The organism is Thermoanaerobacter sp. YS13, assembly GCF_000806225.2.
Lineage (GTDB): Bacteria > Bacillota > Thermoanaerobacteria > Thermoanaerobacterales > Thermoanaerobacteraceae > Thermoanaerobacter > Thermoanaerobacter uzonensis.
Map to the genome: position 1 here is coordinate 1,262,613 of NZ_JOOI01000001.1, position 19,276 is coordinate 1,281,888.

A 19,276-nucleotide genomic window follows, 5' to 3' on the forward strand; every position below is an offset into this window, starting at 1 on the left:
TTTAAACTAGTATTCCCCAGTAAATAATATACAAAAAAGAAGTCATATATTTGTTTATAAATCTCACTTTCTAAAATCACTCCACTCAATGAAGTGAAAAGCAGTATTTACTACAGCTGAAAATAGCAGCATAAGTGGATGTCCAGCTATATTGAACAATCTTTTTAAGATAGGAGAAGTAGAATAGAATTTTCTGCGAAGCCAGTCATGACCTTTCTGAAGCTCTTCAGGTGTCATGCGTGCCGGCTTATATGTAACATGTTCTCCATCGTACATTTCCCAGTTATAGGTGAGTATTCGTCCAGCCTGCTCCATTTCTTTAAAAAACGCCGTTCCAGGATACGGTGTAAGGATTTTAAAACTGACAAGGTCCACTCCTATTTCCATCAACATCTCAAAAGTTTGGGGAAAGATAGAAGTATCTTCATTATCAAATCCAGTCACCATTCCTGCTTCTACTAAAATACCATATTTATGAAAAGTTGATATGACTTCTTCGTATTGAATAACTTGATTTTGATATTTATTAGCATTCTCAAGGCTTTCTTGAGATACGGATTCTATTCCTACAAATACTCCCCTGCATCCGCTCTTTTGGGCCAAATCAAGAAGTTCAGAATCATAAGCCATTGTAATGCTTGCCTGTCCAATCCACCATTTTTTTAAAGGAATCATAGCCCGAAAAAGCTCTTTTGCATAGTCAGGATCACCTACCACATTATCATCAGTAAAAAATATGAATTTGGTTGGTGCTCGTTTTATATCTTCAATTACCTCTCCTATGGGTCTGTGCCTAACACCTCGCCCGTACATATATCGTACCATACAAAAAGCACAGTTAAAAGGACAACCCCTTGTCGTTTCTACCGCAGTTAATGGTAAATATCTTTTGCCTTTAAGTAAATCTAAGCGAGACTGTGGAAGATTCTCCAAAGAAGGCCTTCCTGTCGATTTGTATAATCTCTTGAGCTGACCGTGCTTGGCATCTTCTATTATTTGTCCGAAAATTTCTTCACACTCACCCACAGCTACAGCATCCACATGTTGAAGAGCATCTTCAGGCATGAGTGTTGCATGAGCTCCGCCCATAATAGTGGGAATCCCTCGGCGTCGAAACTCTTCAGCAATTTCGTAAGCTCTCGGCGCATGAGGAGTTTCAGCAGTGAGTCCCACAAGATCTACAGGTTCATCATAAGGAATATCCTCTATCTGGTCGTCTATAATCTTGACTTCCACGTCAGGCGGACATAAAGCAGCCAGTCGTGGTAGGGTAAGAGCAAAATTAAGAGTCGAAAATCTAAGAATCCCACGTTTCATTTGTCGCAATGCACGCCCTGCAGGAGCAATAAGAAATAATCGCATCATTTTTGCACTACCTTCTCTTTTTAAATTTAACTATATTTTGCCACTAATTTGAACCCCCCTGACTAAAGTCAGAGGATTCCGAGTTTTACTTCCCGGAACTTCGTGCCTGCCCCGGGTACACGACCGTGAGAGTCCTTGAGCCGTAGGCTCGACCCTTTTCCCAGCACGGGACTGGCATCCATACTGGCACACGCCGTATTTTACCAGGTGCAAGCAACCAGCGGGTTCGTGCCTAATCCACAATACCACCGTATAGGTGACATGGACGCCCCTCTGTTACCAGAGAGGTCTTCCGAACGTTTTGGACCACGTCCGGCGTGAAATAAATGTGAGATAATTTTATGAGCAGTATTTAAGTCGGAAGTTTCGTCCTATCCCTAGAGAACCAATAAAGTCTGAATTGACATCATGTATTCCACAGTTAGTGCATTTTGCCAAGTCGACACTTCTGGTATTCTCTCTGTTCTTGCCTTTGTTGTAGCGGACAATGTTCAGGAATCCACAATAAGGGCAGCGCGACGACGTCTTTTTCGGTGATACCCGGCAGGTGACTATCCCTTCGTGTAGTGCCTTATACCGGACATATCGGTAAATTCGACCTTTGACCCAGAAAATGAACCTCTGGTTTATCCGGTGAGACTTAGTCCCCTTGGAGGGTCCAAGGCTATCCAGATATTCAAAGACGATGATTTTGGCGTCATGAGTCTCAGCGAATTCTACTATCTGTTTAGATACCCGGTGGGCAATATCATCGTTCAAGTTGGAAATCTTATCCCATAGGTGCTTCGCAAACCGTTCTCCTTCTAGGATGATCCCAGTTTGTTTTTGTAGGTTGATTATCTTCTCCAGGTACCGCTTTCTAAGGTGGTTGTCCTTCGCAGCGGAGATGAACTTAACCGCATAGACCCTGCCTTCGGTATCCTGGATGGTCATAACTGCATGACGGTTCATGCCCAGGTCAACCGCACAGATTTTCAGAGAAGGGCCCTTGACAAGTTCCTCAACCTTCCTCAAGCCCAGCTTCGTAACCCGCACGATGGGTACGTGCAGCTCCCAGCCAGTCGGCTTTTTAACCGGTATGGGAGACCCAGCAGCATAGCCAGTAGGGACGGCAATGGAATGCCTCTAAGTAGATAAATTATTACGGGTACTTTTTCTTTTCTTACTTGAGAAAGAAAAACATTTTGTAACTTTATAGTGTTTTTTTAATGGCCATTATTTTCTCTCTTACTTTTATAATTTTACTTTCTTACTTGATGATTAATCCAATAAAAATATCTACTGCAACATAAACTAAAAACATATAGATAAAAGGTTTTAAACCTCTTTGTTTATAATCATTTCTTGCTTTTTCAGATAATAAAAGTAGTAAAAATATAAAAACTATACCTGAAAACAGAGCTCGTATAATAAGTTTTATCATTTTGGTAAATCCCCTTGTTTTTTAAGTTTTTCTTTTAAAAAATTCTTTATTATTTCTTTTTTATCCTTGTCGACAATAAATGTAATTTTCTTATTATTCGGTTTTAAAGTAATTACAAGGTACTTATCTGTGAAACTATAGCTATCAATATTATCCAACGTGTGAAATACTCCCCAGTGCATTATACCTTTTTCGTTAATTCCGTTTGGTATTAGTGAACGAACCAAATAAGCTATCCAGCCTATAAAAGCCATTGCAAGAAATTTTATATGTAATGTATCCTTTAAGTTAGCATTAATACTTGCTGCTATTAAAATGACATACATACTTATTGCTAAAACCAACGAATTATTATTAGTTTTAATATTCCATTTTGTTTGTCCAAAATCTTTTTTGGCTTTAACCACATTAAATACATCCCATATTGTAGCAAAAATTACAAGTACCAAAAGAACAGAAAAAAAATTTTGTAAGATATTTTCTCCTTCCAAAAGTCCTATAATTATTGCCAAAGCAAATATAAATGTTGCAATTATAACTTTCTTGTTTTTATTCATTTATAAAAATAATCCCCTTTCTATTAGAAGTATTTTAATCACATCCTAAAAAACTTCCTTTGTTTTTGTAATGTAACTTAATTAAAGGATCTGTAAATTTTTATATTTATACACAATGAAACAGTAACATACAGTTCTTTTCATTTTACATTCTCTTTGCTTCCGCTGTTTCTTGTTTCCTTCATTAAGCTTTCTTTTGCAAAATTAATTAGCTCTTCTTCATTTTTCCCGTTATTGGGATATGTACCTATGCCAAAATACCATTTCCCCGAAAGTTTATCTTTAAGTTTTTTATTACAACCGCTGCGCTATCAGCTCCTGTAACAGAAAGAATTAAAGCCGGCGTATTTTTATTAACCTCAAATACTGTATCTATGTCACGAAGTTTGTTCTTTAGCTGATCTGCTATTTTTGAAATTTCAATTTTGACTTTTCCGTTGCATTGAGTCAGCACTAAAGAAAGACTTTCATTACCTCTTCTGGCACGGCTTACTTCTTTTTTCAGCAGCTCTTTAAGTTCCGGATAGTGATCCTCTTCTTCAACATATCCTATTAGCTTTACTACACGTTTTACAAGCTCAGCTGCTTTAAAGGGCTTAATGAGATATTCTACTGCACCAACTTCTACTGCCTCTTTAATTGAAACTGGTGTAGCATCTCCACTTAATATTCATTACCGGAATATTTTTGTATTCCGCCTGCGATTTTAGTTTATGTATAAATCCAAAACCATTCTGATTCGGCGGATTAATGTCTGCAATTACTAAATCAAATAATTTCTCTTTATTTTTTACTTTCAGCATCGCTTCTTCAGCAGTAGCTGCAGTTTCAATGTCATATCCTTCTGCCTCTAATATATTTTTAGCCATAAGCCGTATTAATACAGAATCATCTATTAATAGAATATTTTTACTATCTTTCTTTTCCTCCATAGTTCTTTTAGTGAGGCTTCATTACAAGCCTCTCTTTTTATCCTCCTCCCACTTTATATTTTATTTCCATTTTTTATTCGCTTTTTACACAATTTCTTCCTGCACTCTTTGCTTCATAAAGCATGTTGTCTACTCGAATAAGAACTGTGTCAATGGTATCAGTATCCCTATATTCAGTTACTCCAAAGCTTGCTGTTACATCCCCTATTCCTTGCAGTTCCATCGTACTTATCTGTTTTCTAAGCTCTTCAGCCAGTTCAACTGCATTATTCAAGGAAGTTTCCGGCAATAGGATTATAAATTCTTCTCCTCCCCAGCGTGCAAAGTAATCTGTTTTGCGTACCCTTCCCTTTACTGTATCGGCAACACTTTTAAGAACCATATCTCCTGCAGCATGCCCAAAGCGGTCATTTACGTTTTTAAAGTGATCTAAGTCAAACATAATAAGTGAAAAGGACTTTTTATTTCGTTTTACTCGCTCTATTTCCTGCTCCAGCATCTGCATGAAAAAACGTCTGTTATATATGTTTGTGAGGGGATCAGTAATAGATTGGCGGTAAAGTAATTCCTCAAATCTCTTGCGCTCGCTTATGTCGCGAATTATGCCTATTGCATACCATGAATCTTTAATTCTAACGGCAGAAAGTGAGAGCTCTACATCAATTTCATGTCCATTTTTGTGCCTTGTCTTCATCTCAACTGTCTTACCTACGACATTTCCTTTTCCGGTTAAACGGAATTTTTTAAATGCTTCTCTATAAGCTTCGTACAGCCGCATATCTTGTATCATAAACATGTGCAAATCTTTACCTATTATTTCTTCTTTTGAATAACCAAGTATGCGTTCCGCTGCAGGATTCCAGAATGTCACTTTGCCACTATCATCGAGCATAATAATAGCATCTCCTGCAGATTCCATTATGGTGCTTAAAATCTCATTCCTCTCCTTCAGTTCTTTTTCCATTTCTCGACGTTCTGTTATATCAATCACAAGTGCCACAAATACTTTTTCTTTATCAAACTCTACAAGTTCTAAATGGATTTCTGCTGGATATAAAGAACCGTCTTTTCTGCGGTGCATTGTGTCAAAAATAATTTGCTTCTGTTCACCTTTTAAAAGGGGCTCAAGAAGTTCTTTAAAGCTTTGCAGGGTAAACTCTGGTTTTAAGTCAACAGGAGTCATTTCTTTAAGCTCTTTTTCAGTATATCCCAAATTTTCCCTTGCTCCACGGTTTACTGCGATGAATTTCAGTGTCTGTGGATGGAATATGTAAATTTCATTGAGTGAGTCTTCAAAAAGATTTTTATAAAATTCAAGCTCTCTCTTCGCTTTCCACTGTTCGGTGATGTCAAAGACAATCAGATGCATCAATGTTCTTCCTTGATAATCTACAGGGGAGGAATATATTTCTACTAATTTCTCTTCTCCGTTAGCTAACCGCTGAAAACAAATGCAGGGATTACAGCTCTTCTTTAAAGCTTCCGAACACCTCTGACCACCATCTATGGTAGAAACGCCAATAACAGCTTCTATGTCCATCTGCAGCATAGTTTCTTTGGAATAACCGTAGAAATGACAGGCAGCTTTGTTAGCATCAATGATGCGTCCCGCTTGTGGATCAATAAGTATCATTGCTACGTCATGATTTTCAAACATATTGCGGAACAGCTCTTCTCTCTTTTTTAGCTGCATTTTAGCCTCATAGAGCTTAAAGGCCATTTCTATTTGAGATATGAGTACATACTCGTCTACACCCTTGAGAACATATCCGTAAGCTGAAACTGATTTTATTTTTTCCATTATTTCTTTACTGGCATTGGCAGTGAGAAATAGAATCGGGATATCTTTATGCTGCTGAATTATTCTTGCTGCATCTATACCATCGAGAGTTCCTTTAAGTTCTATGTCCATAAGAATTAAGTCTGGGCTTTTGATGTTATTTAGTGCTTTTTCAACAGCCTCTTTGCCTGATGTGACTATCTCTGTTTCGTATCCGTATTTATTCATAATGTCCGCTGTTATTCGAGCATTAAAATTACTATCTTCTACAATCAGAACCTTCTTTGGGCAGGAAGCATTCATTAGTTGGTACCTCCCAGGTTGTTTATAAGTATCTTTAAAAAATTGTTTATGATTTTTATTTTTCAAAATACTATTGTACTCTTATTTCTTGAAAAGTGCAATAAAATTTTCCTGTCATAGTGTTTATTTTCTCCCGGTTAAAAAGTCTGCCACCTTTTTATATGTCCCACTTTCATCCTCGAATATCCGGTTTCTCCATTTTAAGTCTTTTTGGACTCTTCCACTTGCCAGCCCCAGCTAAACTTCCAAAAAGTCCTTTTGGAGCCGTCCACACTACAGTAATGGCACCAAATGCAAAGAGAAACACAAAATACCAGGGAACCCAGAAAAGTGTTTTCCATAAGTTTCTGTCGTAGTCATAATTCAAAAAGGCAGCAACTGACATCTGCACCACCCCTGCAACGGAAAGAAGTGCCCCATACCAGGCTGGAATTGGACTAATTCCCAGAGGATAATGGAAAAATATACTGCTTATAGCCCACAAAAGTGTGCCAAAGACAAAACAAAATGCCCATAAGTATCCCAGTACAAAGTCAAAATAGACAGGATAAAGATAGCGCCAGTGCCAGCTTTTAAAAATATCTTTATGAGTTCGCAATAAATGCCAGCCTCCAAGTGCCCAACGCTTGCGCTGTTTCCAGTATTCCCTCAGTGTCGTTGGAGACTGTATTAATGCCACTGCTTGAGGCACAAGCCAAACTTCGTAAAAGTTCTTTTGAATCTTCCAGGTTATATCAATATCTTCAGTCGCAGTATATGGTGAAAAACCGCCAACTTCCTTCAAAACTTCTGTTCGAAATGCTACAACACATCCTGATACAGTTAACACCCTTCCCAGCACTCTCTGAGATCTTTTTATAAGTCCAATAATAGAGGAAAATTCAGCTGCCTGCAGCTTTTCAATAAGATTTTTCCTGTTGACAGATATAGGATTGCCAGTGACTGTTCCCAGTCTTGGCTGTTTTAAAAAGGGATAAACCAGGTACTTCAGTGTATCTGGTAAAAGAATTGTATCAGCATCTATTACCACGGTAATAGATGTTGTTACCGCAACCGACAGGGCAATATTTAAAGCACTGGCCTTTCCCTGATTTTCAGAAAGTCGCAGGAGATGAAAATTGGGATTTAAGTCAACAAATCTTCTAATAATATTTGCTGTGTTATCGCTGGATGCATCATCTATAAATATTACTCTGTAATCCGGATAATCTAGAAATTGTAAAGCCGTGCATGTTGCTGCAATACTTACCTCTTCATTATGACAGGGTACAAGAATAGTAACTGACGGCCAATTTTCCGGCCATTGACTGGTTTTCCTTGAATAACTTTTCTCACGCCTCCACCAGAAATATATCCCTGCAGATGTCCAGATTATGCTCATTGCAAGAGGATAAGTAAATACATACCATCCTATGACTTTCCATACTGTCATTTGCTTTCCTCCTCTTTAGGTATGTATTCAGAAATTTCATGAATAAAGTCCCAGTACAGGCCTTCCTCTGCTATTCTTTTTATAACTTCTGGTGTAATTTCTTCACCCTCAGAAATAACAACATCTCCACTTGGAGTGCAAAAATTCTTTTTCACAATCAACGGAGGAAAGGAGGTCAAATAATCTTTCCTTTTTGTAGAAGAAAAACTTCTAAATAGGCTTTCATTAGTCTCCCAATGTATGTATTTTTCTTCATTGATCTTTTCTATATCTGTAGATTCTAAAGAAAGTTCTTTCCATGCTAATATCGGCGCTTCAAAAACCGGCATTTTTAATTTTCTTTTGTTTTTCCTGTAATGTCTGTAATAATGATACTGGGCCCATATAAACATAATTGTCCAAATAATAACAGCCCACCCAAGAGACAAAAGAAAAGCAAAGGCTGTGGAATATATAGCCTGCGGTATAAAAAGATTTTTTCTCCAGACATATGCAAGCAAAAACCAGCCGAATGCACCTAAAATCCAGATAAAAGCTCCTATAATCCACGACCATACACCTAAAGTGAAAATTATCAGTCCTGTGCTTTTAAAAAAGCCTGCCAAACCTTTAAAACTGCCTTTTACTTTACTTTCAAAATTATTATTTATTATTCCCATAAACTCTTCCTCTTTTTTTCCCACAAATCGGTTTTAGTATATCATATCGTTTTTCAGAAATCAATAACTTCCACAAATAGATAATAATTATTCTCTGCTTACAAACAAGGATTTTTGTCAAAAAATTGGAATGGGTATTTTTTAAAATGTGCATTCTATTCAGAATAAGCTGAGTCTCATTTCTTCGAAAAGAGATTAAAGAAACTCTTTATCTTCTGGTTAAAACACTAAGAATAGATACAGGACAAAAATCTAACTGGAGAATGAAGGATTCTTATAAAACTCCATCTAATTTATCTCCTTTTTTTGCCTTTCATCTTTTACTCTGTGTTTTGGGATTCTTCAAGGTTTATACACCATGTAAATAAATCTTATCAATGCAGCTCTATATTAAAATAATTTTGCTATACCTTCACATACTTACACACACTTTTCCCTTCTTTCATTCAGTATAAATTTTTTATCTTCTTCTTTTTTTAAAGGATGTTTTAGTATCTTTACTTTTTTGAAATCCATTTCAGCAGTTTTTACCAATCCTCAGGTATCTCCAGCAAAAGTCCCTCTCCTTCCCATGAAGTCTCAAAAGGAACCATTTCTTCTATCATTGCGATTTTTTCTACACCACGTTTATTTAACTCTTCCAAAGCTGCCTTCATTGCTTTGTTCACAATTTCTATGGTTATTAAGGAAAAATCAGGTCAAAGCTGCTGTTGTGTCCCGCCCTTGGATTGAGAATAGTTGATTATAATCTTGTCTTTTCTGTTTACATTAGCTCCCTGCCTCTTCTGACTCTTTTTAATTACATTTTAAATTTTTTTGTGTACAGTATCAACTGTTTTTACGTGCACAATTAAAAAAACAGAGCTAAAGTTTCGGTGTTTTAAGCTTACCTTTTGAATATGATTATGAATATAAAAAAATAGAGCATTTATTCTAAATGCCTGCTGTAATAGAATGAGAAATAAAATTAAAGGCAGGCATTCAGAAAAAATGCCCACTCCAACTATTGACAAAAAGCCAATAAAAAAGACAGGCTTTGAGCCTGCTTTTCGTAAGTTTCTGCCCTCTATAACTAGGCCAATAAAGCTCTTTAAGGTTAATCTGCTTACGTTCCGGAATATAATTGTATATTTATATACTTCGTTTACATCCCTCATAGTTCAGATAAAACTGTAACATTGAAAGCAGTATTTACTGTAGCTGTAGCATTTACATCCCTCATAGTTCAGATAAAACATTGGCAAGATTGTTAATACAATTGACCGAAAAAGAATTTACATCCCTCATAGTTCAGATAAAACAAAGCCTGCTCTCGGTGCAATGTATTTGCAACAATTAATTTACATCCCTCATAGTTCAGATAAAACTAGAAAAAAAGAAGTAGATTATAATAAAAGACTTGTATTTGCATCCCTCATAGTTCAGATAAAACGTCGTTGGCAATAGAGCAATCGCATATGCCTACCCCATTTACATCCCTCATAGTTCAGATAAAACAGGCAGCATTTTAGGCAAAATAGGCGGATTATTTGGCATTTACATCCCTCATAGTTCAGATAAAACTAATTACCAACCAATGCATTATTGCCTATCGGCAATACATTTACATCCCTCATAGTTCAGATAAAACGGTGGCAGATTGACTCTATTAAACAGTTTAAAGCAGCATTTACATCCCTCATAGTTCAGATAAAACTAGCAGGTGCATTATGGACACAGCGAAAAGGACTGGGATTTACATCCCTCATAGTTCAGATAAAACCGACAGTGGACGATGTAACACAAATTTTAAATAACGTAATTTACATCCCTCATAGTTCAGATAGAACATAATAACAATATAATAGATAAAACAATAAAAAGCTCATTTACATCCCTCATAGTTCAGATAAAACTGATGTAGGCGGTGGCGGTGCAGGAAAGGTAATAACAGATTTACATCCCTCATAGTTCAGATAAAACCAATAAAAGAAGCTGTACTACCACTGTTTACTGTAACATTTACATCCCTCATAGTTCAGATAAAACTGTGTACAAACTGCTTGCACACAACAAATTTTTCCATGATTTACATCCCTCATAGTTCAGATAAAACTTGAAACTAAAATCTCACCATAAAATCTCCCCATTTGATTTACATCCCTCATAGTTCAGATAAAACTCATTTTCAAGGAGCTTCTTAAACTCCTCTTCCTCAAATTTACATCCCTCATAGTTCAGATAAAACTTTTCAAGAAGAGAGGAAATGCCTCCTGTAAGAAACCAATTTACATCCCTCATAGTTCAGATAAAACATAAAAACATTAGTCGCCATTACTATCATAGTCTTTATTTACATCCCTCATAGTTCAGATAAAACAATTTCTTGATGCTGCATTCATATAAACAGAATATATATTTACATCCCTCATAGTTCAGATAAAACTTTATCGCCCGAAATTTGTTTAATAGCTTCTTCTGTATTTACATCCCTCATAGTTCAGATAAAACAATTTTGCACTTGAAATACAGTAGTAGAATCAACGCTATTTACATCCCTCATAGTTCAGATAAAACTAGAGGGAACACATGGCATAGATTACGAGGAATATTATTTACATCCCTCATAGTTCAGATAAAACCGGGTTCGAATCCCGTCATCCGCTCCAAGAAAATCATTTACATCCCTCATAGTTCAGATAAAACCAGTTGAATCATAAGTTTGTAAGTATTCTTTTTGCCGATTTACATCCCTCATAGTTCAGATAAAACCCACTTTAATAACAGACCTATTAAATTCAAATATCATCTACAATTATACTAAATTCAAAATTATTTGCAACAAGTATGATTTGCAACGAAGGGGTGGTTTGGATTTAGCATTTTTTGTTAAATAGCCTCTTTTTTTAGTTATATCAAGTCCTTGCTGTTGTATACCTTATGATGAAGTTCGCTGCAAAATTGATTATATTGTCATAATTACAATATTATGGAGTCATAATTCTTTTCTTGCCCTAATACCTTTTTGCTGCAGACAATTCTAAATTCCATTTCATAAAAATATACTGAATCCCCATCTTTTTTTATTACTGAAAGTAGCTCTCGTTTGCATTTCTCAAGCTTCCCAAATGTGATTTCACCTTCGAATACAGAGTTTTGTACCCATGTAAAGTATTTTTTTAAAATCTTTCTTACTTTGTTTACTCTTTTTTCGTTGACATCGTATGTGACTATTACAAATATTCTCAATCACTCCTTTGGGCAAAAATTCATCATCAAGGAATATTTGCCGTGTTCACGTGAACTAATGTCTCATAGAAACAATGCTTACCACCGCGATATCAACCTTTCATGAAAGATTTATTGGGCTGTACTCCTCAACACTTATAACCAGTGAGGTATAATGGATTTTATTGGCTACTTCTCAATCAAATTACCACCATGCTTTGAGCGGTGAATAAACCTGATCGCCTATAAAATGTTTTATTAACTTGTAACACTCAAGTCTTATAAAGCCCTTGTATGAGACATTTCTGTTTAGCTGTCTATGACGAACTGTAGTCTCAAGCTTGCTTTGGAACTCTTTTATGAATATCTTTTTCCCCTGTTGGTTCAAATAACAGTAATTTAGATCCTCGTCAAAGTGTTCAAGACTAAGTTGACGGTTGTTGAGAAGTTTGAATATTACAGTATCAACAATCAACGGTTTGAAAATTTCAGAGATGTCAAGGCTCAGTGAAAATCTTTTTTCACTTGGTTCATGCAAAAAACTTATTGTTGGGTCAAGCTGAGTTTGATAAATTTGAGATAAAATATGACTATAAATTAAGCTATTTCCAAATGAAATCAAGGCATTGATAGGATTTGTAGGTGGTCTTTTTTCTCTTTTTTCCATTGCAAAATCTTCTGGTAAGAACTGATTAAACGACTGATAATATATATTTCGAATCCTTCCTTCAAGCCCCATCAGTTCTGTAACGCTTGATATATTGAACCTGCCTTTTCCCCACTCATCCTCAATTGCAATCAAAAAAGCCTCAGCTTCCTTTCTTTCTCTCAAATTTCTCATCATGTGGTATACTGCCGACTCAACAAAACAATATGCCAAAAATAACCTCTTTTCTCTATCAAGATAATGAAGAGCTTGTCTTACAACAACATCTCCAGATACATTTTTCTTGCGCGGCAAGAAACTTCCGGCATAAAAGCCATAGTAGTTGTAAAAATGAAGAACAATGCCGTACTGAGAGATATAATTTAGGGCTTTGGTGTTCAAGTCTACCTCTCCAAAGATGTGAATTTGCTCAACATTTTCAATGTCAATAGACCTTTTTTCCATTTCAGTCTCAAAATATAAGGTGTTTTCGTGTCTTCTGAGTCTTCCATTGGAAGTAAGATACAAGCTCTTTTGCATATCATTTACCCCCAGCAAAACTCATAATATGCACAGGACTTGCAAATTTTTTGTTTTTGTGCAGGTGGTGGAATGGGCTTTGTTGTAATTTTTTTTATCTCTTTTAAGGCCTGCTTTACCTTTTCTTCGTACTCAGGGGTCAGCTCCAGCACTTCTTTTCTTTTTTCTTTCGGATAATTGATTATTCCTTGTTTTTGAATTCCCTTTTGTTTGAGATAGTAAAGATAGTACACAACCTGCATTATATCAGCTTCTTTCATTTTACTGCTGTATTTTACTTCTCTGATGCTGCCGTCTGATAAAATGTCAATCATGATAAGGTTGTCAATCAAGACTTCTTTTGTGTTCTCTTTTGGATACGAATACTCATGCAACACTTTGCCCAAAAGCACTTTGTCTGATGTATTTTCAAAAGTTATGTTCTTGCTAAATAGCCAGAGTTTTCTTTTGCACACATAGAGATAGTTTATTTTTATGCCTTGGAATCTTACATCTGAAATCTCTTGAATATCTTCCATTTTGCTCTCACTCGCTTTTTTTACCATATATCAGATTGTTCTAATCCTTTTGGTGGTATCAAACCTAATTGGTCATCATATTCGCAATCAAGGATGTAGATCCCTAAATCTTTGTCATAACAACTTGCTCCGCCTTTGGCAAAAAAGTATGCTGGAGCTGTAACTGCATATTTTCTGATAAAGGAAATTAATTTCAATTTTTCAATAGATTTTAAAGACCTTGAATTTATTTTTTTAAGAGCATCATTTATTTCTTCGATATTTTTATCAAATATTTCCCTCGGTATGCCAGAAATTGTAATAACATCTCTAAAAATCTTTTGTGCTTCAATTTTTCTATCTGCTCTGAAGCCAAGTTCTAAAAGTTCATATGCTTTTTTGAATTTACTTATAAAATTTGTACTTGAGAGTACATCAATATCGTATACATATTCATTTAGCTCCTTCTTATCATATTCTGTAATTTTATTTCCATCAAATTTTTTCAAAAACGCTTCTGTCCTGTCGACAATCTCTTTCTGATAAACTTTTCCTACTCCACTTGGGTCTTTGGTCAAAATAATAACATTCGGACGCGGCTCATTATATGCTCTTTTCCTGTATACCCTTCCCATTCGCTGAAGTAACGAATCTGCCGATGCAAGCTCTGTAAATAAAATATCGTAATCTATATCAAGTGAAGCTTCTACAAGCTGAGTTGATATTATGATACCGTTTTTTCTCTGATTTGAGATAACAATTTGCTCTTTTTGCCTCTTTTGTCCCTCTAAAAACCTTGAATGCAAAAGTTCAACAGGAATTTCTTCAAACCTTTTCAGATTTTCCTTTATAACTTGGTAAACTTCCTGTGATCTTTTCACAGTATTGCATATGACAAGCACACTCTTTTGTTTCGCATGTCCAATTATTTCATCTACACAATCTAAAATTGAAAGCTCTTTGATTGAAATAATATGAGAATACCTCTTTTTCAGGTCTTCATCTAAATATGCTTGCACATACTCAGCATAGTTTCCAAGGTATTTTAGAATAAGCGGGTTAATTGTTGCACTCATCAAACAAAACTTGCCATTCAAGTTTATGATTTCTTCCAAGGTCTTTATTATAATTGCTAAAGACTCTGGAGAGTAGCTCTGCGGTTCATCTATTATGATCTTTGAGTGTAAAAATAATGAATAAATCTTTTCAAATCCCGGCCATTTTAAAGCTGATGTAAAAATCTGGTCGCCGGTTGTTACAATTATTGGAAGACTTAAATTCTTAGCAAGATCGACGCTATCAAACAAAGCTTCTAACTCTTGATTTTCGTGCTTTAAATTCATATACTTTTCAAGTAAATACATCATACTGTCAGAATGTAAAATCCCCACTTTGTCTTCACCAAAGACCTCTACTAATCTCTCATACATCGCATTGATAGAAACACGAATTGGAAGAGTGTAAATGAGCTTACTTTTGAATGCCCAGTTTATCCCAAACTCTGTTTTCCCACTGCCAGTTGGAGCAAATAAAACTACGTTTTTTTCGGAAAGTTCCACAGCCTTTTTCTGAAAATCTTTAAAACCAGCAAAACTTCCTTTATTTTTTAAATAAACTTCAACCTTTTCAGGAAAATTTTGAATCTTTGCCTCTTCTGTACTAATTCCTGCAGAACTTGAATGGTCAAGCCTGTGCAAAAGTCCTTTCAAAAATATTCTAAAAACCACTTTTTTATCCGAAAGGTCATATGAATCTTTCAGCATCAATTCTCTTAATTGATTAATTACTCTATACGTGTAATTTGAACTTTCCACCATTTTATCTCTGTCAGGAACAGAAGGAAGTAACTCCAATAAAGGTTTCAATGTTTGATTTTCTATATACTTTGAAACGTCCTCACAAATGTATTTTTCAAAATATTGGTAATTAACGTCAAAATCCCTGTCATGCGAAAATGCAATTGTAAAAAGTAAATTTTCAAAATCTTCACAGGCTATATTACCTTTTTCAATTTCATCTTCCAAATCGACAAAAGCTATAGATATAAAGTTATGGGGCACCTCCTTAGACAAACCCTTAACTTGAGGCACCTCATGCACTCTTGCCTTTTCCCTTATTTTTTGCTGAAATTTCGAATTTGCCTTACCTAAATCGTGGTATATTATTGCTAATCTTAGAAGATATTTGAGCTTCTCGCAGTCTATTTGTAGTCTTTTACAGCCTTCTTCTATCTCTTCCTTATATTCTTCAAACAGTTTTTCCATGTTATTTAATAAATCCATTGTGTGTTGGTATATGGTTTGATATTCACTTCCTTTATCACTTTTAAACCTCTTTGCATAAAGTTCTATAGCCTTATAACTATCAATTTTCATATTCCTCATCACCTATTAAATCAATGATTATATTCTCATCATCTACCATAACCTCTTGGTCAATCATTGCCATCGGATTTAACTGTTCTAATGTTTCAATAAAAACTACATTTTTTTTGTCAGTAAATATCCTCAAACCATCTTTGGTCTTTTCATATCTATGGTTGAGTCTAAACCTGATTCCATCAATCATAAGTTTCTCAGCAGTTAAGCTTTTTAAATACATTCCTATCTCTGGTGGTTTTTTCTTTATATATTTTCTGTACTCTACTTTCCTTGGCTCAAAAAATTTTACTTCGTCTATTCTCAGCAAATCCTCTTTTCGGCCCAAACCCCAGTAAGAATCAAAGATATTTTCATAGATTTTTTCTAAAACCTCCTTTTCAGCATTTACATGAATACACAGCTGTACATCAACAAGGTTTGTCACATATATAATGCTATTTATTACCCTTGCAGAAACATCACTTACAACAGGAGCAGTATCATCTTCTCCTCTTAGTCTGTCAAACTTTATTATCCTTTGAATATCATAAACAACAGAGTTGAATTTTCCACAGATGGATACTGCCATTTTGTAATATTTTTCATCTCTTGCGCCCAAAATATTGTGAAGCCAACCCTTCACAGTAGATGGTGGTGGCAGAGGATAAGAGTCTACTATTCCATACGAAAATGGTTTTCTGAAGTTTGCAAAAGGCTGATAAATCTTAATTTTTAGAAGGCTATTGAGCATCTTTAAACTGTCCCCTCTTCATAATATTTTCTTGCTCTTTCTTTCAAATTTTCAAAGAAGTAATCAATTGTACCGCTTGAAGCTGGTAGAAGCTTTTTGAGCTCTTCTTCATTTGCAAAAAAGCCTTCTAATATTCCTAATAGAGTGTAATCAAAGACTTTCTTGCCATTTGGTAGTGTCAGCTCACATGTGCTATGTAGCAGCCTTGGGTCAATTGCATAAGCTGAATCTTCTTTTATAAGCTTAATTCTATTTAAGAAAAATGGATTTTTTATTGGATAAAGACCACCTATTGCAAAAAGCGGGCTTAAATTTTCTCTTCTTCCCTTGATTTCTCTGCTCAAAAATTTTATTGCATCAAATAAGCTATAAAGTCTCTTAAGTTTTTCATCAGCTGGTATCTCTTCAACTACTTCTCCTTTTTCATCAAAATTCTTGCCCAGTCTGTCTAAATCAATTGCCACAGTATAGGTATATAAGGATTTATGCTGTTCAAGCTGGTATGGATTTGGATTAGTATTTGCTCTTTTTGCTAAATTTAGGTTTGTAGCAAACTCTATGTCGTTTTTGTACTCTTCTAAAGAAACGGCTGGAGTAATTTTCACAACTGCTGTTCGTGTTTGTGCATTTTGACCTTGCCCTGAAGTTTTCATGTAACCAAACAAGTCTATCTCTGGATACTCAGCAATTGTTGCTTCTTTTTTAAATTGAACTACCTGTTCATCGCCTGTTACAGGAGTTTCTTTAATACCCGCATTTTCTAACATAAATTTGTACTTTTCAAATCTCAAGGCTTGTCGTGACATGTAAGTATATACCTTATTTTCTCTTGTAAGTTTTTTAAGCTCAGAGATGTTGCCTACATTCTCTCCGTAGTTTAAGCTCATTGCCTCAAACACAACTGTAATTGTAATTCCTGCATTTTTATTCATTATCAACAACCTCCTCACTATTTTCTACTCCTTCATCTTTTTTGGTTCCAAGTAATCCATTTACAAAGCTGTACCCCAATGCACAAAAATTGTCTCTGTCATTTATACACGACACAAACAAAGCAGGAACTTCCATGTTATAGCTCATATAAGTTCTAATAATCAGATTCATAAATGTATTTACGTCACCAATTCTTAGTGCTGAAATTAGTCTGTAAGCAAGGCTGGTTATTTTGTTTTCAGCTTTTGAAGACAAGAACTTTTTCTTTAGCTCCTGACCAAAGAAATACATTTTCCACAACCATTTTTCATCCATTAATTTTTCACCTCTTTTTATACTTTTTTAGGCTTGTGCAAAATTCAAAAGCCTTCATTTAAGCGATTCTGGAGACATACTTTTTTTCTATCACTCTTGAATTTTTTATCTTTTATGTAGGATTTCACCTCCCATTTGTCGAATTATTATATATACAGCATGAAAATATTTCTTAAGGAGGAGGAAATCCTACATGTACCAGCTTCAATTACTTTTAAATATACCTGAACTCTTTACCTCTCAGTCTAAAATTGATTTCTATTCTTCTATGTTTGAAAATCTTGACCTGTCTTCAATACCTGAATTCCCTTCCTCTAGTCCTGGCCGTAAGGGTTATTCTCATCATGCAATGTTTAGAGCTTTTATTGTCATGAAAGCTGAAAGATTCGGCACAATTTCTGACCTTTTAGATTATCTCCGCAATAATCTTATCATTGCTCATCTTTGTGGCTTCGACATTTCTAAACCTCTTCCTTCTTATTGGACTTTTCGCCGTTTTATTAATGACTTCTCTCATGATTATTTGACCTCTATTTTTCAAAATCAGGTCAATATCCTCAAAAATATGGGTATTATCTCCGGTGAGTTTATTTCCATGGACTCTACCCCTATTAAAGCTAACACTAAGTTAAATAACCCTAAGTCTTTTTGTAAAAATAAATTTTCTAAAGATAATCAGCCTAAGTCTGATAAGGATTGTAAATTAGGAGTTTATTCTGCTTCTAATGATTCTTCTAATAAACGATATAAGTTTTATTGGGGCTATAAAAATCATATTATTGTTGATGCTATCTCTGGTTTACCCATCGCTGAAACTACTACTCCTGCTGATGTCCCTGATTTTGATGTCGCTTTGTCTTTACTTGCTGATACTAATAATTGGTTTAAACTGACTGGTACTAATTTTATCGCTGATAAAGGTTATGACGTTAAGAAACTCTATAATTATGTTAGAGATACTCTCCATGGTCATTGTTTTATTCCTCTTAACAAGCGTAATTCTAAAAATCCCCCTCTGACTGATGATGGTTATATGGTCTGCGAAGCGGGTATTAAAATGCTTAAAGATGGCAAGCAATATTTTGATGGTTTTATTAAGCAAAAATTTGTTTGCAAGTTCTGTAATTCTAAGAATGATTCTGCCTGCCCTATAAAGCATCCTAAATATTTTAATGGCAAAAAGCATAGAGGCTGTACTAAGTATGCTATTATATCTTCTGATTATAGGTCCTCTATTAATAGAGACTCCCTATATTTTAAGGCTGTCTATAAATTGAGGATTGAATCAGAAAGATATAATTCCCGCTTTAAAGCTCTGGATTTTGAAAAAGCTTATGTCAGAAATATTAATTCTGTCAGCAACCTTAATACTTTTGGCCATATTACTTTGCTTACTGTCGCTATTGTAGCTATTAAATTGGGCAAATATGATGAGTTTAGATCTCTTGTTGCTTTGATGCAATCGGCCTAATTTTTATTGAATCTATTTCATACCATTTTTTAACATTTGACTTCTACAGGATATTTATGCCCTTTTTTAGCTCCTCTTTTTGTCTTTTCTTTTCCTTTACCACTT

At 35.1% G+C, this 19,276-nt stretch carries 19 protein-coding genes and 1 CRISPR repeat array; of the genes, 1 reads left to right on the forward strand and 18 read right to left on the reverse strand.

Annotated features, from left to right (window positions below; all coding sequences use genetic code 11):
* Nucleotides 1-63: 63 nt before the first annotated feature.
* The 18 genes from THYS13_RS14610 to cas8a1 form a co-directional block, all read right to left on the reverse strand.
* The gene (locus THYS13_RS14610) at nucleotides 64-1,365 is read right to left on the reverse strand and encodes a radical SAM protein (protein WP_052210476.1); all 1,302 of its coding nucleotides are present in this window, start codon (nucleotides 1,363-1,365) and stop codon (nucleotides 64-66) included.
* Nucleotides 1,366-1,704: 339 nt separating this feature from the next.
* Nucleotides 1,705-2,379: a zinc ribbon domain-containing protein gene (locus THYS13_RS06375; RefSeq protein WP_235603263.1), complete on the reverse strand. Its 675-nt coding sequence runs from the start codon at nucleotides 2,377-2,379 to the stop codon at nucleotides 1,705-1,707.
* On the reverse strand, nucleotides 2,376-2,561 hold the full coding sequence (locus THYS13_RS14905; protein WP_082990381.1) for an RNA chaperone Hfq: 186 nt from the start codon (nucleotides 2,559-2,561) through the stop codon (nucleotides 2,376-2,378). The genes THYS13_RS06375 and THYS13_RS14905 overlap by 4 nt, the downstream gene beginning before the upstream one ends.
* Before the next feature lie 53 nt (nucleotides 2,562-2,614).
* Nucleotides 2,615-2,788, reverse strand: a complete 174-nt coding sequence (locus THYS13_RS14270) for a hypothetical protein (protein WP_161485927.1) — start codon at nucleotides 2,786-2,788, stop codon at nucleotides 2,615-2,617.
* The gene (locus THYS13_RS06380; RefSeq protein ID WP_042833653.1) at nucleotides 2,785-3,345 is read right to left on the reverse strand and encodes a DUF5673 domain-containing protein; all 561 of its coding nucleotides are present in this window, start codon (nucleotides 3,343-3,345) and stop codon (nucleotides 2,785-2,787) included. The genes THYS13_RS14270 and THYS13_RS06380 overlap by 4 nt, the downstream gene beginning before the upstream one ends.
* A 247-nt stretch (nucleotides 3,346-3,592) precedes the next feature.
* Nucleotides 3,593-3,799, reverse strand: a complete 207-nt coding sequence (locus tag THYS13_RS14615) for a hypothetical protein (protein ID WP_235603265.1) — start codon at nucleotides 3,797-3,799, stop codon at nucleotides 3,593-3,595.
* Between the two features lie 181 nt (nucleotides 3,800-3,980).
* Nucleotides 3,981-4,277 carry a response regulator gene (locus tag THYS13_RS14620; protein ID WP_235603267.1) on the reverse strand — a complete coding sequence of 99 codons (297 nt, stop codon included), beginning with the start codon at nucleotides 4,275-4,277 and terminating at the stop codon, nucleotides 3,981-3,983.
* A 73-nt stretch (nucleotides 4,278-4,350) separates the two neighbouring features.
* Entirely contained in the window at nucleotides 4,351-6,360 is a 2,010-nt protein-coding gene (locus THYS13_RS06390) for a PAS domain S-box protein (protein WP_042833654.1), read from the reverse strand.
* Nucleotides 6,361-6,532: 172 nt separating this feature from the next.
* Nucleotides 6,533-7,792: a glycosyltransferase gene (locus tag THYS13_RS06395; protein ID WP_042833655.1), complete on the reverse strand. Its 1,260-nt coding sequence runs from the start codon at nucleotides 7,790-7,792 to the stop codon at nucleotides 6,533-6,535.
* Nucleotides 7,789-8,451 carry a hypothetical protein gene (locus THYS13_RS06400; RefSeq protein ID WP_042833656.1) on the reverse strand — a complete coding sequence of 221 codons (663 nt, stop codon included), beginning with the start codon at nucleotides 8,449-8,451 and terminating at the stop codon, nucleotides 7,789-7,791. Before THYS13_RS06400 ends, THYS13_RS06395 begins: the two co-directional genes overlap by 4 nt.
* A gap of 527 nt (nucleotides 8,452-8,978) precedes the next feature.
* On the reverse strand, nucleotides 8,979-9,107 hold the full coding sequence (locus THYS13_RS14790) for a hypothetical protein (RefSeq protein ID WP_255356295.1): 129 nt from the start codon (nucleotides 9,105-9,107) through the stop codon (nucleotides 8,979-8,981).
* A 486-nt stretch (nucleotides 9,108-9,593) separates the two neighbouring features.
* Nucleotides 9,594-11,202: direct repeats of the CRISPR family, unit length 28 nt; unit sequence TTTACATCCCTCATAGTTCAGATAAAAC.
* A gap of 207 nt (nucleotides 11,203-11,409) precedes the next feature.
* Nucleotides 11,410-11,673: a CRISPR-associated endonuclease Cas2 gene (gene cas2 / locus THYS13_RS06405; protein WP_042833986.1), complete on the reverse strand. Its 264-nt coding sequence runs from the start codon at nucleotides 11,671-11,673 to the stop codon at nucleotides 11,410-11,412.
* Between the two features lie 190 nt (nucleotides 11,674-11,863).
* Entirely contained in the window at nucleotides 11,864-12,844 is a 981-nt protein-coding gene (gene cas1b / locus THYS13_RS06410; protein ID WP_042833658.1) for a type I-B CRISPR-associated endonuclease Cas1b, read from the reverse strand.
* Nucleotides 12,845-12,849: 5 nt separating this feature from the next.
* Nucleotides 12,850-13,362 carry a CRISPR-associated protein Cas4 gene (gene cas4, locus THYS13_RS06415; RefSeq protein ID WP_042833987.1) on the reverse strand — a complete coding sequence of 171 codons (513 nt, stop codon included), beginning with the start codon at nucleotides 13,360-13,362 and terminating at the stop codon, nucleotides 12,850-12,852.
* A gap of 20 nt (nucleotides 13,363-13,382) precedes the next feature.
* Entirely contained in the window at nucleotides 13,383-15,716 is a 2,334-nt protein-coding gene (locus THYS13_RS06420) for a CRISPR-associated helicase/endonuclease Cas3 (protein ID WP_042833659.1), read from the reverse strand.
* A complete protein-coding gene (gene cas5b, locus THYS13_RS06425) occupies nucleotides 15,706-16,452 on the reverse strand; it encodes a type I-B CRISPR-associated protein Cas5b (protein ID WP_042833660.1) in 747 nt (248 codons plus the stop codon). Before cas5b ends, THYS13_RS06420 begins: the two co-directional genes overlap by 11 nt.
* A gap of 2 nt (nucleotides 16,453-16,454) precedes the next feature.
* Nucleotides 16,455-17,384, reverse strand: a complete 930-nt coding sequence (gene cas7i, locus THYS13_RS06430; RefSeq protein WP_042833661.1) for a type I-B CRISPR-associated protein Cas7/Cst2/DevR — start codon at nucleotides 17,382-17,384, stop codon at nucleotides 16,455-16,457.
* On the reverse strand, nucleotides 17,377-17,721 hold the full coding sequence (gene cas8a1 / locus THYS13_RS06435) for a type I-B CRISPR-associated protein Cas8b1/Cst1 (protein ID WP_255356304.1): 345 nt from the start codon (nucleotides 17,719-17,721) through the stop codon (nucleotides 17,377-17,379). Before cas8a1 ends, cas7i begins: the two co-directional genes overlap by 8 nt.
* 172 nt (nucleotides 17,722-17,893) lie before the next feature.
* Here cas8a1 and THYS13_RS06440 point away from each other — a divergent pair, with 172 nt between their 5' ends.
* A complete protein-coding gene (locus THYS13_RS06440) occupies nucleotides 17,894-19,171 on the forward strand; it encodes a transposase (protein WP_042833663.1) in 1,278 nt (425 codons plus the stop codon).
* Nucleotides 19,172-19,276: the final 105 nt, after the last annotated feature.

Bases quoted from the DNA above. Each gene is read 5' to 3' on its own strand.
- THYS13_RS14610 (WP_052210476.1), bottom strand. From the start codon at position 1,365: ATGATGCGATTATTTCTTATTGCTCCTGCAGGGCGTGCATTGCGACAA.
- THYS13_RS14270 (WP_161485927.1), bottom strand. From the start codon at position 2,788: ATGATAAAACTTATTATACGAGCTCTGTTTTCAGGTATAGTTTTTATA.
- THYS13_RS06380 (WP_042833653.1), bottom strand. From the start codon at position 3,345: ATGAATAAAAACAAGAAAGTTATAATTGCAACATTTATATTTGCTTTG.
- THYS13_RS14620 (WP_235603267.1), bottom strand. From the start codon at position 4,277: ATGGAGGAAAAGAAAGATAGTAAAAATATTCTATTAATAGATGATTCT.
- THYS13_RS06390 (WP_042833654.1), bottom strand. From the start codon at position 6,360: ATGAATGCTTCCTGCCCAAAGAAGGTTCTGATTGTAGAAGATAGTAAT.
- THYS13_RS06395 (WP_042833655.1), bottom strand. From the start codon at position 7,792: ATGACAGTATGGAAAGTCATAGGATGGTATGTATTTACTTATCCTCTT.
- THYS13_RS06400 (WP_042833656.1), bottom strand. From the start codon at position 8,451: ATGGGAATAATAAATAATAATTTTGAAAGTAAAGTAAAAGGCAGTTTT.
- THYS13_RS14790 (WP_255356295.1), bottom strand. From the start codon at position 9,107: ATGAAGGCAGCTTTGGAAGAGTTAAATAAACGTGGTGTAGAAAAAATC.
- cas1b (WP_042833658.1), bottom strand. From the start codon at position 12,844: ATGCAAAAGAGCTTGTATCTTACTTCCAATGGAAGACTCAGAAGACAC.
- cas4 (WP_042833987.1), bottom strand. From the start codon at position 13,362: ATGGAAGATATTCAAGAGATTTCAGATGTAAGATTCCAAGGCATAAAA.
- THYS13_RS06420 (WP_042833659.1), bottom strand. From the start codon at position 15,716: ATGAAAATTGATAGTTATAAGGCTATAGAACTTTATGCAAAGAGGTTT.
- cas5b (WP_042833660.1), bottom strand. From the start codon at position 16,452: ATGCTCAATAGCCTTCTAAAAATTAAGATTTATCAGCCTTTTGCAAAC.
- cas7i (WP_042833661.1), bottom strand. From the start codon at position 17,384: ATGAATAAAAATGCAGGAATTACAATTACAGTTGTGTTTGAGGCAATG.
- THYS13_RS06440 (WP_042833663.1), top strand. From the start codon at position 17,894: ATGTACCAGCTTCAATTACTTTTAAATATACCTGAACTCTTTACCTCT.